This is a genomic window from Pseudomonas sp. H1_D05 (assembly GCF_054682705.1).
Genome location: NZ_CP162825.1, coordinates 1,164,554 through 1,180,000 on the forward strand (window position 1 = coordinate 1,164,554; position 15,447 = coordinate 1,180,000).

Below are 15,447 nucleotides of genomic sequence, written 5' to 3' on the forward strand. Positions count from 1 at the left end.
ATTCGCGTCACGTGTTATTCGGTTTCCAGATCGATATCGATGCCGAGGGAACGAATTTCCTTGATCAACACGTTGAAGGACTCGGGCATGCCCGGCTCCATACGGTGATCGCCATCCACGATGTTTTTGTACATCTTGGTACGGCCGTTCACATCGTCCGACTTCACTGTGAGCATTTCTTGCAGAGTGTAAGCAGCACCGTATGCTTCCAGTGCCCAGACCTCCATCTCCCCGAAACGCTGACCACCGAACTGCGCCTTACCACCCAGCGGCTGCTGGGTAACCAGGCTGTACGAACCGGTAGAACGCGCGTGCATCTTGTCGTCTACCAAGTGGTTCAGCTTCAGCATGTACATGTAGCCAACGGTAACTGGACGCTCGAACTTGTTGCCGGTACGGCCATCAGTCAGCTGCATCTGGCCGCTTTCCGGCAGGTCTGCCAGTTTCAGCATGGCCTTGATTTCGCTTTCCTTGGCGCCGTCGAACACTGGAGTGGCCATTGGAACACCGCCACGCAGGTTCTTCGCCAGATCCAGGATTTCCTGATCGGAGAAGCTGTCCAGATCTTCGTTACGACCGCCGATCTGGTTGTAGATCTCGTCCAGGAAGGTGCGCAGTTCAGCGACTTTACGCTGCTCTTCGACCATCCGGTTGATCTTCTCGCCCAGACCTTTGGCCGCGAGGCCCAGGTGGGTTTCAAGGATCTGACCAACGTTCATACGCGAAGGTACGCCCAGCGGGTTGAGGACGACGTCGACCGGGGTGCCATTGGCATCGTGCGGCATGTCTTCAACCGGCATGATCACGGAGACCACACCTTTGTTACCGTGACGACCGGCCATCTTGTCGCCCGGCTGGATGCGACGACGGATTGCCAGGTAAACCTTGACGATTTTCAGCACGCCTGGAGCCAGGTCATCGCCCTGCTGCAGTTTGCGCTTCTTGTCTTCGAACTTGTCGTCCAGCAGACGACGGCGATCAACGATGTAGGCCTGAGCCTTCTCGAGCTGCTCGTTCAGAGCATCTTCAGCCATGCGCAGTTTGAACCACTGACCATGCTCAAGACCGTCGAGAACTTCGTCGGTGATGTCCTGACCTTTCTTCAGACCTGCGCCGCCCTCAGCCTTGTGGCCTACCAGAGCGGAACGCAGACGCTCGAAAGTCGCGCCTTCAACGATACGGAACTCTTCGTTCAGATCCTTGCGGATCTCGTCGAGCTGAGTCTTCTCGATCGACAGTGCACGAGCATCACGCTCAACGCCGTCGCGGGTGAAGACCTGTACGTCGATGACAGTACCTTTGGTACCGGTAGGTACACGCAGGGAGGTGTCTTTAACGTCGCTGGCTTTTTCACCGAAGATTGCACGCAGCAGTTTTTCTTCCGGAGTCAGTTGGGTCTCGCCTTTCGGAGTGACCTTACCTACCAGGATGTCGCCAGCGCCAACTTCAGCACCTACGTAAACGATACCGGCTTCGTCCAGCTTGTTCAGCGCAGCTTCACCCACGTTAGGGATGTCCGCAGTGATTTCCTCTGGGCCAAGCTTGGTGTCACGGGCCACACAGGTCAGTTCCTGGATGTGGATCGTGGTGAAACGGTCTTCCTGAACAACACGCTCGGACAGGCAGATGGAGTCTTCGAAGTTGAAGCCGTTCCATGCCATGAACGCGATGCGCATGTTCTGACCCAGTGCCAGTTCACCCATGTCGGTGGACGGGCCGTCGGCCATGATGTCGCTACGCTGAACGCGATCACCCTTGCTCACCAGCGGACGCTGGTTGATGCAGGTGTTCTGGTTCGAGCGCGTGTATTTGGTCAGGTTGTAGATGTCGACACCAGCTTCGCCGGTTTCAACTTCATCATCAGCAACACGAACCACGATACGGCTGGCATCGACGGAATCGATCACGCCGCCACGACGAGCCACGACGCAAACGCCGGAGTCACGGGCTACGTTACGCTCCATGCCGGTACCTACCAGCGGCTTGTCAGCGCGCAGGGTTGGTACAGCTTGACGCTGCATGTTCGAACCCATCAACGCACGGTTGGCGTCGTCGTGCTCGAGGAACGGGATCAGCGACGCTGCAACCGAAACTACTTGCTTCGGCGAAACGTCCATCAAGGTGACTTCTTCAGGCGCCTTAACGGTGAATTCGTTCAGGTGACGTACGGCTACCAGTTCGTCGATCAGGACTTTCTGGTCGTTCATGGTCGCCGAAGCCTGCGCGATCACGTGATCGGCTTCTTCAATAGCGGACAGGAACACGATCTCGTCGGTGACCACACCCTCTTTCACCACGCGGTACGGGCTTTCCAGGAAGCCGTACTGGTTGGTGCGAGCGTAAGCAGCCAAGGAGTTGATCAGACCGATGTTCGGACCTTCCGGCGTTTCAATCGGGCATACACGACCGTAGTGAGTCGGGTGTACGTCACGGACTTCAAAGCCTGCGCGCTCACGAGTCAGACCGCCAGGGCCGAGTGCAGAGACACGACGCTTGTGGGTGATCTCGGACAGCGGGTTGTTCTGGTCCATGAACTGCGAGAGCTGGCTGGAGCCGAAGAACTCTTTCACCGCTGCAGCCACTGGCTTGGCGTTGATCAGGTCCTGCGGCATCAGGCCTTCGCTTTCAGCCATCGACAGACGCTCTTTGACCGCACGCTCAACACGTACCAGGCCAACGCGGAACTGGTTCTCGGCCATTTCGCCTACGCAGCGAACACGACGGTTACCCAGGTGGTCGATGTCATCGACGATGCCTTTACCGTTACGGATGTCGACCAGAGTCTTCAATACCGCGACGATGTCTTCCTTGCACAGCACGCCCGAACCTTCGATCTCGGTACGACCGATACGACGGTTGAACTTCATCCGGCCGACCGCAGACAGGTCATAACGCTCAGGGCTGAAGAACAGGTTGTTGAACAGGGTTTCGGCAGCGTCTTTGGTTGGCGGCTCGCCTGGACGCATCATGCGATAGATCTCGACCAGCGCTTCCAATTGGTTGCTGGTGGAGTCGATCTTCAGCGTGTCGGAGACGAACGGACCGCAGTCGATATCGTTGGTGTACAGCGTTTCGATGCGAACAACACCAGCCTTGGCAATTTTTGCCAGGACTTCAGTGTTCAGCTCGGTGTTGCACTCTGCCAGGATTTCGCCGGTAGCCGGGTGCACGATGACCTTGGCGGTAGTACGGCCCAGGACGTAGTCCAGAGGTACTTCCAGAGTCTTGATGCCGGCTTTTTCGATCTGGTTGATGTGGCGCGCGGTAATACGGCGGCCCGCTTCAACAATGACCTTGCCCTTCTCGTCCTGAATGTCCAGAACCGCAATTTCACCACGCAGACGCGAAGCAATCAGCTCCAGGCTGAGGGTTTCGCCGCTCAGGTGGAAAACGTTGGTGGTGTAGAAAGCATCCAGCACTTCTTCAGTGGTATAGCCGAGCGCGCGCAGCAGTACCGATGCAGGCAGCTTGCGACGACGGTCGATACGCACGAATACGCAGTCTTTCGGGTCGAACTCGAAGTCCAGCCACGAACCGCGGTAAGGAATGATGCGCGCGGAGTACAGCAGTTTGCCGGAGCTATGCGTCTTGCCGCGGTCGTGGTCAAAGAACACGCCCGGGGAACGGTGCAGCTGGGAAACGATTACACGCTCGGTACCATTGATTACGAAGGTACCGTTCTCAGTCATCAGGGGGATTTCACCCATGTAGACTTCTTGCTCTTTGATGTCCTTGATCGCTTTGTTCGACGATTCTTTGTCGAAAATGATCAGGCGCACTTTTACCCGCAAAGGTACGGCGAAAGTTACACCGCGCAATACGCATTCTTTGACATCAAATGCCGGTTCGCCCAGGCGATAACCGACGTACTCCAGCGCAGCATTGCCGGAGTAGCTGATGATCGGGAAAACGGATTTGAAGGCCGCATGCAGGCCCACGTCGCGGAACTGATCTTTAGTCGCTCCCGCTTGCAAGAATTCACGATACGAATCCAGCTGGATGGCCAGGAGGTAAGGCACATCCATGACGTCCGGCAACTTGCTAAAGTCCTTGCGGATACGTTTTTTCTCAGTATATGAGTAAGCCATCAGCGTTCCCCAGCTTGGTCACCTGCTTGTTTGGCCCCTCCCGACGGGAGCAGCCAGAAAATCGTGCAAACCCCATGGTTTGCGCCACCGCATCGGGTGGTTACAGCACCTTTATCAGCACCGACCCAGTCGGCTGCCAATAACGGAAAAAGGCCGGTGGCAAGAGCCACCAGCCATCAGCCTGTCGCTTGACGCTCGGGCTGGAGGAGCAAAGTCGATACTTATTTCAGCTCGACTTTAGCGCCTGCTTCTTCCAGCTTCTTCTTGGCGTCTTCAGCAGCTTCTTTCGAAACGCCTTCAGCTACAACCTGAGGAGCGCCGTCTACTTTCTCTTTGGCTTCTTTCAGGCCCAGACCGGTCAGTTCACGAACTGCCTTGATCACGTTAACCTTCTTCTCGCCAGCTTCCAGCAGAACAACGTTGAACTCGGTTTGCTCTTCAACAACAGCGGCAGCAGCAGCTGGACCAGCCGAAGCAGCAGCAGCGGTAACACCGAAGGTTTCTTCCATCGCTTTGATCAGCTCAACGATTTCCACTACGGATTTCTGGCCGATTGCTTCGATGATTTGTTCGTTAGTCAGAGACATGACTCAATTCCTGAATTGGGGGACGGCCTACGCGACCATCGAAATAAACAAAAAACGCGAGAAGTTGACGAGCCTTAGGCTGCGGCAGCTTCTTTCTGGTCGCGAATTGCCGCCAGAGTACGAGCCAATTTGCTGGTAGCGCCTTGAATCACGCTCATCAGCTGAGAAATTGCTTCGTCACGGGTCGGCAAGGTTGCCAGTACGTCGATCTGATTAGCTGCGAGGAACTTGCCCTCGAACGCAGCTGCCTTGATCTCGAACTTGTCCTGACCCTTGGCAAACTCTTTGAAGATACGGGCAGCAGCGCCCGGATGTTCGTTCGAGAATGCAATCAGGGTCGGGCCGGTGAACACGTCGTTGAGGACACTGTATTGAGTGTCAGCAACAGCGCGCTTGAGCAAGGTGTTACGTACAACACGTACGTAAACGCCAGCTTCACGAGCCTCTTTACGGAGTCCGGTCATTGCGCCTACTGTTACGCCACGTGCATCAACCACGACAGCGGACAGAGCGACTTTGGCAGCCTCGTTGACTTCAGCGACGATGGCCTTCTTGTCTTCGAGATTAATTGCCACGGGTTTAACTCCTGCTTGTTACCGTTTCATTCGATCGAAACCGAATGTCGTTTTGGTGTCTGATTCGGTAAGGAACCGGGAGCACCATCTGCGTAGGCTTATGGTTTAAGACTTGCGTCGCCTACGGTCTTGGATAGCCCCCGCCAGGCAGGGACCCCAATCTTTCAATTGGCGCGAACAATCGCGCCAACCTTTGTCTTACGCGTCCAGCGAGCTCTGATCGATAACCAGACCTGGGCCCATAGTGGTGCTCAGGGTAACGCGCTTGACATAGATACCTTTCGAAGAAGCTGGCTTGATACGCTTCAGATCAGCGATCAGGGCTTCAACGTTTTCCTTCAGCTTGACGGCGTCGAAGCCCATCTTGCCAACGGAGGTGTGAATGATGCCGTTTTTGTCGGTGCGATAACGAACCTGACCAGCTTTAGCGTTTTTAACCGCGGTAGCTACGTCTGGAGTTACGGTACCAACCTTAGGGTTAGGCATCAGACCACGTGGACCGAGGATCTGACCCAGTTGACCTACAACGCGCATTGCATCCGGGGATGCGATCACTACGTCATAGTTCAGGTCGCCGCCTTTCATTTCGGCAGCCAGGTCGTCCATACCTACACGGTCAGCGCCGGCAGCCAGAGCGGCCTCAGCAGCTGGACCCTGGGTGAACACAGCAACGCGAACGGTCTTGCCAGTGCCGTGTGGCAGCACAGTAGCGCTACGAACAACCTGGTCGGATTTACGCGGGTCTACACCCAGGTTTACAGCAACGTCGAACGACTCGCTGAACTTGACAGTCGACAGCTCAGCCAGCAGAGCAGCGGCGTCTACAATGTTGTAGGCCTTGCCTGCTTCGATTTTGCCGGCGATAGCCTTTTGACGCTTGGTCAGCTTAGCCATTACACACCCTCCACGTTAAGGCCCATGCTACGAGCAGAACCGGCGATAGTACGCACGGCTGCATCCATATCAGCTGCAGTCAGATCCGCGTTTTTGGTTTTCGCGATTTCTTCCAGCTGAGCACGGGTAACAGTGCCAACCTTAACGGTGTTCGGACGAGCGGAACCGCTGGTCAGACCGGCCGCCTTCTTCAGCAGGACCGAAGCAGGGGTGGATTTGGTTTCGAAAGTGAAACTACGGTCGCTGTAGACAGTGATGATCACTGGAGTCGGCAGACCTGCTTCAAGACCCTGAGTACGGGCGTTGAAAGCCTTGCAGAATTCCATGATGTTCACGCCGTGCTGACCCAGAGCAGGACCAACAGGTGGGCTTGGGTTAGCCTGAGCGGCCTTCACTTGCAGCTTGATGTAAGCGGTAATTTTCTTGGCCATGAGGCACTCCAATTACGGGTTCGAACGCCTCGGAAGGCTCCCCGGTTACTTGCGCGTTTATCCCAGTGACGACAAAACCCCACAGCCCAGGGCTGCGGGGTTGGGATGCTTGTCCAGTTAGACCTTTTCGACCTGACTGAACTCCAACTCTACCGGGGTAGAGCGACCGAAAATGAGCACTGCCACTTGGATCCGGCTCTTTTCGTAGTTAACTTCTTCAACAACGCCATTGAAATCAGCAAATGGACCGTCATTGACTCGCACCGTTTCACCTGGCTCGAAGAGAGTCTTCGGCTTAGGCTTGTCGCTACCATCAGCGACGCGACGCAGAATTGCTTCCGCCTCTTTATCGGTGATCGGCGCAGGCTTATCAGCGGTACCGCCGATGAAACCCATCACCCGAGGAGTATCCTTGACCAAGTGCCAAGTACCCTCGTTCATATCCATCTGAACCAGCACATAGCCTGGAAAGAACTTACGTTCGCTTTTGCGCTTCTGGCCATTGCGCATTTCAACCACTTCTTCAGTGGGAACCAGAATCTCGCCGAAGCCATCTTCCATGCCAGCCAGCTTTACGCGCTCGATCAGCGAGCGCATCACATGCTTCTCGTAACCCGAGTAAGCATGCACAACATACCAACGCTTAGCCACGGGACACCCTTAGCCGACAATCAAGGAAACAAGCCAGCCGAGCAGGGAATCAAGCCCCCACAACAGCAACGCCATAACCAGAACAACAGCCACCACAATAAGGGTGGTCTGCGTGGTTTCTTGGCGAGTTGGCCACACGACTTTACGAATCTCGGTGCGAGCTTCCTTAACCAGTACAAAGAAAGACTTGCCCTTGGCAGTCTGCAGGCCTACAAAGGCAGCTACAGCAGCAATGGCAAGTAAAGCGAGCACACGGTACAGGATCGGCGAAGCAGAGTAATACTGATTGCCAACAACGCCAACAACCACCAAAGCGACAACTACAAGCCACTTGAGCAGATCGAAGCGAGAGCCTTGAGCTTCAGCCTTAGGAGTCATCTATGAAGATCCTGTGAAAAGAAAGCCAGACACACCGAGTGAATCTGGCAGGTCAGGAGGGAATCGAACCCCCAACCTACGGTTTTGGAGACCGTCGCTCTGCCAATTGAGCTACTGACCTAAAACAAAATCAGGCCGACCATTATGCCGGCCCGAAAAATACATTACAACCACTTACTCGATGATTTTAGCTACGACGCCAGCACCGACGGTACGACCGCCTTCACGGATAGCGAAACGCAGACCGTCTTCCATCGCGATGGTTTTGATCAGGGTAACAGTCATCTGAATGTTGTCACCTGGCATTACCATTTCAACGCCTTCTGGCAGCTCGCAGTTACCAGTCACGTCAGTAGTACGGAAGTAGAACTGTGGACGGTAGCCTTTGAAGAACGGAGTGTGACGACCGCCTTCTTCCTTGCTCAGAACGTAAACTTCTGCGGTGAACTTGGTGTGCGGCTTAACCGAACCCGGCTTAACCAGAACCTGACCACGTTCAACGTCGTCACGCTTCGTACCACGCAGCAGAACGCCGCAGTTCTCGCCAGCACGACCTTCGTCGAGCAGCTTGCGGAACATTTCAACACCGGTGCAAGTAGTAACGGTGGTGTCACGCAGACCAACGATTTCCAGCGGATCCTGAACGCGAACGATACCGCGCTCGATACGACCAGTCACAACAGTACCGCGACCCGAGATCGAGAATACGTCTTCGATTGGCATCAGGAACGGCTTGTCGATCATACGAACTGGTTCTGGGATGTAGGCATCCAGAGTCTCTACCAGCTTCTTGACAGCGGTAGTGCCCATTTCATTATCGTCTTTGCCTTCCAGAGCCATACGAGCCGAACCGATGATGATTGGAGTGTCATCGCCCGGGAAGTCGTAGGTGGACAGCAGGTCACGAACTTCCATCTCAACCAGTTCCAGCAACTCTGCGTCGTCTACCAGGTCAGCCTTATTCAGGAAAACCACGATGTACGGAACGCCTACCTGACGGGACAGCAGGATGTGCTCACGGGTTTGTGGCATCGGACCATCAGCGGCCGAACAAACCAGAATAGCGCCGTCCATTTGAGCAGCACCGGTGATCATGTTCTTCACATAGTCAGCGTGACCTGGGCAGTCAACGTGAGCGTAGTGACGGATCTTCGAGTTGTACTCAACGTGCGCGGTGTTGATGGTGATACCGCGAGCCTTTTCTTCTGGTGCGCTGTCGATCTTGTCGAAGTCAACGATTGCGGAACCGAAAACTTCCGAGCAAACGCGAGTCAGAGCAGCAGTCAGAGTGGTTTTACCGTGGTCAACGTGACCAATGGTCCCAACGTTGACGTGGGGCAGGGAACGATCAAATTTTTCCTTAGCCATCGATATCACCCTCAACAGAAGAAATTAGACAAACAATATCAACCATTAAAACAAAGGCAGATATTTTCATATCTGCCTTGTTATATGGAGCTCTTGAGCGGATTTGAACCGCTGACCTCACCCTTACCAAGGGTGTGCTCTACCAACTGAGCTACAAGAGCAAAACACTTTGCACAACCTGCAAACTTGGAGCGGGTAGCGGGAATCGAACCCGCATCATCAGCTTGGAAGGCTGAGGTTCTACCACTAAACTATACCCGCGGAGCCTGCAGCTCACGCTTAAATCTGGTGGAGGGAGAAGGATTCGAACCTTCGAAGTCGTAGACGTCAGATTTACAGTCTGATCCCTTTGGCCGCTCGGGAACCCCTCCTAATCAGGCCGGCATTCTATACTATGCCAAACCTCTGTCAAGCATTTTCTCATTTAAAAACCTGAGGTTAGCTGCGTTGACATCGCTTCATTTTGAATCCCTACTTAGGTCTTCGCTGTGGAGCGGGCGCCATTCTATGCAAACTATTCAGTAGGTGCAACCCCCTCACACAGCATTATTTTATGTTTTAACTCATTGAATTCGTTGGAAAGGTTTTGGAGCTGGGCATCCCCCAGCAAACGCTGGCCCTGAGGCGAAACAGACAACCAATAACCAGCCCCAGAAGCATCCCTCGACGAAGATTTTACATCGACTCCCATTTCAGCCAAACGCTGCTGGAGCGCTGTAATCGACTCCTGTCGAGAAAAACCACCAAGGAACAGACACTCTTGCCGACGCCCTCCCTGCCCCTCTCGAACATTGCCCGTCGTTTCGCTGAGCAAGCGAATGTCTTGCTGGGAACCTCGATACAAACTAAGAGGCGTTACATCCTTCGCCCGCAAGGGCGCCTCCTGCTGATGCCAGACATAATAGAAAATATTAAGAACAAGAAGCAGGAGGAACAACCAACGCATACAAACCTCAGGAAAAAGGACACGCCATAGCCAACCCCACGAACACCAGGTCAGGAACGACTCGGGCCTCAGGGGCGACACCTGCAACCAATTCAGCATCCCCCCCAGTTATAAAGACTGCGAAGTCTTCTCTCCAGTAAGAGCGCGCCAGTTCCAACTGTGTCAATACGAAACCTCGCAACATCAATGAACACCCGCGCTCCACCGCCTCAACGGTGGTCCGCCCAGGCGCGTCGCTTGACAGCGCGCGCTCAGCCGCCAGATCTCCATAGCGAATCTTACGGGTATGCGTACGCAACTGATTTCGCATCAAAGGCATTCCGGGACAAATGAAACCACCCAGATGCTCACCACCCGCAGCAATAAAATCCGCAGTCACCGCCGTACCGAAATCAAGCACCAGGCAAGCGCCGCCTGCTGCGAGATGAAACCCGCCAAGCATGGCCAGCCATCGATCCAGCCCTAGACGCTCGTACTCTTCATAACCGTTTTTGACGCCGGACATTTCACGCGCGGGCTTCGCGCACACCACCGAAATACCAAACTCACGCTCGATAATAGCGATCAAGGCATCAGTCTCCTCCGCAGTCCTGACACTGACCACGCGGCACTTACGAAGCGCAAGCCCATTGAGAGCTTTCAAACTGTCTAGCAATGCAAGATCAGAGTCGACAACCCCTTCGGAAAAGACAGCGCCAAGCGCAGCCTTCAGTACTCGCCACTTAATAAAGCTGTTCCCACAGTCGAGCTCAAGAATCATCACGCAACCTCAGGCTGAGCTCACCACCACTAAAGACTTTTTCCACGCCATCCACCTTCAGGCGCAGCGCACCCTGACTATCGATTCCGAGCACAACACCATCTATCTGACTGGAACCCGCAATCAATGACACAGAGCGATCCTGCCACAAATGATTCGCCTCCCATTCCGCCTGGAGAGCCGAAAAACCATCCACTTGATGGCGCCGGATGTAAACGCTTAACTGCTTACTAAGCTCAGCAACCAGAGAGTTACGATCAGTACTTCTACCTGACTCAAGCCGAATAGAAGTCCATTGCTGGCCAACTTCATCAGCCGATTGCATGTTCACATTTACACCAATACCCAGCACCACATGGCAAACGTCTGCCGGATCACCAACGAGCTCAAGGAGAATGCCGGCAATCTTCTTGTTACCAACCAAGACATCGTTGGGCCACTTCAATCCCGCACCTGGCACTCCAAAATTTCTCAGAGCCTGCAAGACAGCCAACCCAACAACAAGACTCAAGCCCTCGAGCTGGCGCATTCCGCCATCAATACGCAGGACAAGACTGTAATAAAGATTCTCTGCAAAGGGACTTACCCACTTGCGACCTCTTCGCCCACGACCAGAGACTTGGCGCTCCGCGAGCACCAAAAAGGGCGCCAAACTACCTTGGCCAATCGCCCGCAAGGCCTCAGCGTTTGTCGAGTCGACCGAATTCAGGACCATCACCGGCCAATCTGGCGCCATTGCCGATATTGCCCGAGAGTCGAGTAGCGTCAATGGCGCAGCCAATTGATAGCCCCGCCCTCGCACTTTATGAATGGACAAGCCAAGTTCGGCCTCAAGATGCTGAAGCTGTTTCCATACCGCACTTCGACTTATTCCCAAGGCGGCGCCAAGATCCTGACCAGAATGGAATCGGCCATCTTTCAGAAGGTTCAACAACGTCAACATGCAGGTCTCGCCCTCACAATGAGGCCCGAATAATATCCATGACCCGGGCTGTTGCATAGAAATCAAGCAGATGCTTTCCCGCGAGCAAAACAAAACCCCAACTGCTTTCGCAATTGGGGTTTCGGAATTTAATCTTGACGATGACCTACTCTCACATGGGGAAACCCCACACTACCATCGGCGATGCATCGTTTCACTGCTGAGTTCGGGATGGGATCAGGTGGTTCCAACGCTCTATGGTCGTCAAGAAATTCGGGTACTGACTCGTGACCAGATGGCCTCGCTTCAGCAAATTGGGTATGTGACAGCTTTCGGTGTTTTGTGAACATCGAACTTTCGGTTCGTTTCGTCTTCACACACCGCAATCTGATGCTCTTTCGAGTAGTCAAATTGCTTGGGTGTTATATGGTCAAGCCTCACGGGCAATTAGTATTGGTTAGCTCAACGCCTCACAGCGCTTACACACCCAACCTATCAACGTCGTAGTCTTCGACGGCCCTTCAGGGAACTCAAGGTTCCAGTGAGATCTCATCTTGAGGCAAGTTTCCCGCTTAGATGCTTTCAGCGGTTATCTTTCCCGAACATAGCTACCCGGCAATGCCACTGGCGTGACAACCGGAACACCAGAGGTTCGTCCACTCCGGTCCTCTCGTACTAGGAGCAGCCCCTCTCAAATCTCAAACGTCCACGGCAGATAGGGACCGAACTGTCTCACGACGTTCTAAACCCAGCTCGCGTACCACTTTAAATGGCGAACAGCCATACCCTTGGGACCGGCTTCAGCCCCAGGATGTGATGAGCCGACATCGAGGTGCCAAACACCGCCGTCGATATGAACTCTTGGGCGGTATCAGCCTGTTATCCCCGGAGTACCTTTTATCCGTTGAGCGATGGCCCTTCCATACAGAACCACCGGATCACTAAGACCTACTTTCGTACCTGCTCGACGTGTCTGTCTCGCAGTCAAGCGCGCTTTTGCCTTTATACTCTACGACCGATTTCCGACCGGTCTGAGCGCACCTTCGTACTCCTCCGTTACTCTTTAGGAGGAGACCGCCCCAGTCAAACTACCCACCATACACTGTCCTCGATCCGGATAACGGACCTGAGTTAGAACCTCAAAGTTGCCAGGGTGGTATTTCAAGGATGGCTCCACGCGAACTGGCGTCCACGCTTCAAAGCCTCCCACCTATCCTACACAAGCAAATTCAAAGTCCAGTGCAAAGCTATAGTAAAGGTTCACGGGGTCTTTCCGTCTAGCCGCGGATACACTGCATCTTCACAGCGATTTCAATTTCACTGAGTCTCGGGTGGAGACAGCGCCGCCATCGTTACGCCATTCGTGCAGGTCGGAACTTACCCGACAAGGAATTTCGCTACCTTAGGACCGTTATAGTTACGGCCGCCGTTTACCGGGGCTTCGATCAAGAGCTTCGCGTTAGCTAACCCCATCAATTAACCTTCCGGCACCGGGCAGGCGTCACACCCTATACGTCCACTTTCGTGTTTGCAGAGTGCTGTGTTTTTAATAAACAGTCGCAGCGGCCTGGTATCTTCGACCGGCATGAGCTTACGGAGCAAGTCCTTCACCCTCACCGGCGCACCTTCTCCCGAAGTTACGGTGCCATTTTGCCTAGTTCCTTCACCCGAGTTCTCTCAAGCGCCTTGGTATTCTCTACCCAACCACCTGTGTCGGTTTGGGGTACGGTTCCTGGTTACCTGAAGCTTAGAAGCTTTTCTTGGAAGCATGGCATCAACCACTTCGTGTTCTAAAAGAACACTCGTCATCAGCTCTCGGCCTTAAGATCCCGGATTTACCTAAGATCTCAGCCTACCACCTTAAACTTGGACAACCAACGCCAAGCTGGCCTAGCCTTCTCCGTCCCTCCATCGCAATAACCAGAAGTACAGGAATATTAACCTGTTTTCCATCGACTACGCTTTTCAGCCTCGCCTTAGGGACCGACTAACCCTGCGTCGATTAACGTTGCGCAGGAAACCTTGGTCTTTCGGCGTGGGTGTTTTTCACACCCATTGTCGTTACTCATGTCAGCATTCGCACTTCTGATACCTCCAGCAAGCTTCTCAACTCACCTTCACAGGCTTACAGAACGCTCCTCTACCGCATCACCCGAAGGTGATACCCGTAGCTTCGGTGTATGGTTTGAGCCCCGTTACATCTTCCGCGCAGGCCGACTCGACTAGTGAGCTATTACGCTTTCTTTAAAGGGTGGCTGCTTCTAAGCCAACCTCCTAGCTGTCTAAGCCTTCCCACATCGTTTCCCACTTAACCATAACTTTGGGACCTTAGCTGACGGTCTGGGTTGTTTCCCTTTTCACGACGGACGTTAGCACCCGCCGTGTGTCTCCCATGCTCGGCACTTGTAGGTATTCGGAGTTTGCATCGGTTTGGTAAGTCGGGATGACCCCCTAGCCGAAACAGTGCTCTACCCCCTACAGTGATACATGAGGCGCTACCTAAATAGCTTTCGAGGAGAACCAGCTATCTCCGAGCTTGATTAGCCTTTCACTCCGATCCACAGGTCATCCGCTAACTTTTCAACGGTAGTCGGTTCGGTCCTCCAGTTAGTGTTACCCAACCTTCAACCTGCCCATGGATAGATCGCCCGGTTTCGGGTCTATTCCCAGCGACTAGACGCCCTATTAAGACTCGCTTTCGCTACGCCTCCCCTATTCGGTTAAGCTCGCCACTGAAAATAAGTCGCTGACCCATTATACAAAAGGTACGCAGTCACAGAACAAAGTCTGCTCCCACTGCTTGTACGCATACGGTTTCAGGATCTATTTCACTCCCCTCTCCGGGGTTCTTTTCGCCTTTCCCTCACGGTACTAGTTCACTATCGGTCAGTCAGTAGTATTTAGCCTTGGAGGATGGTCCCCCCATATTCAGACAAAGTTTCTCGTGCTCCGTCCTACTCGATTTCATGACTAAGAGATTTTCGCGTACAGGGCTATCACCCACTATGGCCGCACTTTCCAGAGCGTTCCGCTAATCTCAAAGCCACTTAAGGGCTAGTCCCCGTTCGCTCGCCACTACTAAGGGAATCTCGGTTGATTTCTTTTCCTCAGGGTACTTAGATGTTTCAGTTCCCCTGGTTCGCCTCTTGCACCTATGTATTCAGTACAAGATAACCATCTTATGATGGCTGGGTTCCCCCATTCAGACATCTCCGGATCAAAGTCTGTTTGCCGACTCCCCGAAGCTTTTCGCAGGCTACCACGTCTTTCATCGCCTCTGACTGCCAAGGCATCCACCGTATGCGCTTCTTCACTTGACCATATAACCCCAAGCAATCTGGTTATACTGTGAAGACGACATTCGCCGAAAATTCGAATTTCTCAATTAAGAGAACTCACAAATTTTACCTTAGCCTGATCCGTTACCAGTGAAAGTAACGTTCAGTCTATCTTTCTATCACATACCCAAATTTTTAAAGAACGATCTAATCAAAAGACTAGAAATCAATATTCTCAACGGAATACTCATTTCTAAGCTTTCAGAAGCAGTTATATGGTGGAGCCAAGCGGGATCGAACCGCTGACCTCCTGCGTGCAAGGCAGGCGCTCTCCCAGCTGAGCTATGGCCCCATAACAAAATTGGTGGGTCTGGGCAGATTCGAACTGCCGACCTCACCCTTATCAGGGGTGCGCTCTAACCAACTGAGCTACAGACCCAATTTCGAGCGCGTAACTGTTAGCTTGGAGCTATCAGCTTGGAGCTTAAAGCTGCTTCTATCGTCTTCTTCAATGAATCAAGCAATTCGTGTGGGAACTTATGGAGCAGCTGATGTCGTCGATTAAGGAG

Annotated in this window: 11 protein-coding genes, 6 tRNA genes and 3 rRNA genes (1 of these 20 running past the window's edge); all 20 read right to left on the bottom strand. The window is 53.5% G+C overall.

Annotation, left to right across the window (positions count from 1 at the left end; genetic code table 11):
- Positions 1 to 14 precede the first annotated feature (14 nt).
- Positions 15 to 4,088, bottom strand: coding sequence for a DNA-directed RNA polymerase subunit beta (gene rpoB / locus AB4O11_RS05365; RefSeq protein ID WP_038362146.1), 4,074 nt, complete (start codon positions 4,086 to 4,088; stop codon positions 15 to 17).
- A gap of 221 nt (positions 4,089 to 4,309) precedes the next feature.
- Positions 4,310 to 4,675, bottom strand: a complete 366-nt coding sequence (gene rplL, locus AB4O11_RS05370; RefSeq protein ID WP_003228750.1) for a 50S ribosomal protein L7/L12 — start codon at positions 4,673 to 4,675, stop codon at positions 4,310 to 4,312.
- A 74-nt stretch (positions 4,676 to 4,749) separates the two neighbouring features.
- A complete protein-coding gene (rplJ, locus tag AB4O11_RS05375) occupies positions 4,750 to 5,250 on the bottom strand; it encodes a 50S ribosomal protein L10 (protein ID WP_008081912.1) in 501 nt (166 codons plus the stop codon).
- A gap of 198 nt (positions 5,251 to 5,448) precedes the next feature.
- Positions 5,449 to 6,144 (bottom strand): 50S ribosomal protein L1, encoded by a 696-nt coding sequence (gene rplA, locus AB4O11_RS05380; protein ID WP_007916481.1) that lies wholly within the window; start codon positions 6,142 to 6,144, stop codon positions 5,449 to 5,451.
- Entirely contained in the window at positions 6,144 to 6,575 is a 432-nt protein-coding gene (rplK, locus tag AB4O11_RS05385; protein WP_003228756.1) for a 50S ribosomal protein L11, read from the bottom strand. The genes rplA and rplK overlap by 1 nt, the downstream gene beginning before the upstream one ends.
- A gap of 117 nt (positions 6,576 to 6,692) precedes the next feature.
- Entirely contained in the window at positions 6,693 to 7,226 is a 534-nt protein-coding gene (gene nusG / locus AB4O11_RS05390) for a transcription termination/antitermination protein NusG (protein ID WP_007957598.1), read from the bottom strand.
- Positions 7,227 to 7,235: 9 nt separating this feature from the next.
- On the bottom strand, positions 7,236 to 7,604 hold the full coding sequence (gene secE, locus AB4O11_RS05395; protein ID WP_009045851.1) for a preprotein translocase subunit SecE: 369 nt from the start codon (positions 7,602 to 7,604) through the stop codon (positions 7,236 to 7,238).
- Between the two features lie 45 nt (positions 7,605 to 7,649).
- Positions 7,650 to 7,725 (bottom strand) — tRNA-Trp (locus AB4O11_RS05400).
- A gap of 53 nt (positions 7,726 to 7,778) precedes the next feature.
- Positions 7,779 to 8,972, bottom strand: a complete 1,194-nt coding sequence (gene tuf, locus AB4O11_RS05405; protein WP_064361246.1) for an elongation factor Tu — start codon at positions 8,970 to 8,972, stop codon at positions 7,779 to 7,781.
- Positions 8,973 to 9,057: 85 nt separating this feature from the next.
- Positions 9,058 to 9,133: transfer RNA gene (locus AB4O11_RS05410), tRNA-Thr, on the bottom strand.
- 26 nt (positions 9,134 to 9,159) lie between these two features.
- A tRNA-Gly gene (locus AB4O11_RS05415) sits at positions 9,160 to 9,233 on the bottom strand.
- 25 nt (positions 9,234 to 9,258) lie between these two features.
- A tRNA-Tyr gene (locus AB4O11_RS05420) sits at positions 9,259 to 9,343 on the bottom strand.
- 143 nt (positions 9,344 to 9,486) lie between these two features.
- Positions 9,487 to 9,918 carry a hypothetical protein gene (locus tag AB4O11_RS05425; protein ID WP_186621706.1) on the bottom strand — a complete coding sequence of 144 codons (432 nt, stop codon included), beginning with the start codon at positions 9,916 to 9,918 and terminating at the stop codon, positions 9,487 to 9,489.
- Positions 9,919 to 9,925: 7 nt separating this feature from the next.
- Positions 9,926 to 10,678, bottom strand: a complete 753-nt coding sequence (locus AB4O11_RS05430; protein ID WP_186621704.1) for a pantothenate kinase — start codon at positions 10,676 to 10,678, stop codon at positions 9,926 to 9,928.
- Positions 10,668 to 11,621, bottom strand: coding sequence for a bifunctional biotin--[acetyl-CoA-carboxylase] ligase/biotin operon repressor BirA (birA, locus tag AB4O11_RS05435; RefSeq protein WP_186621702.1), 954 nt, complete (start codon positions 11,619 to 11,621; stop codon positions 10,668 to 10,670). The genes AB4O11_RS05430 and birA overlap by 11 nt, the downstream gene beginning before the upstream one ends.
- A gap of 132 nt (positions 11,622 to 11,753) precedes the next feature.
- Positions 11,754 to 11,869: ribosomal RNA gene (gene rrf, locus AB4O11_RS05440) — 5S ribosomal RNA — on the bottom strand.
- A 157-nt stretch (positions 11,870 to 12,026) separates the two neighbouring features.
- Positions 12,027 to 14,920 (bottom strand): 23S ribosomal RNA (locus AB4O11_RS05445).
- A gap of 234 nt (positions 14,921 to 15,154) precedes the next feature.
- Positions 15,155 to 15,230: transfer RNA gene (locus AB4O11_RS05450), tRNA-Ala, on the bottom strand.
- 10 nt (positions 15,231 to 15,240) lie between these two features.
- Positions 15,241 to 15,317: transfer RNA gene (locus AB4O11_RS05455), tRNA-Ile, on the bottom strand.
- Positions 15,318 to 15,440: 123 nt separating this feature from the next.
- A 16S ribosomal RNA gene (locus tag AB4O11_RS05460) occupies positions 15,441 to 15,447 on the bottom strand (it continues 1,530 nt past the right edge of the window).
- Together the 16S, 23S and 5S rRNA genes with 2 tRNA genes alongside form the textbook arrangement of a ribosomal RNA operon.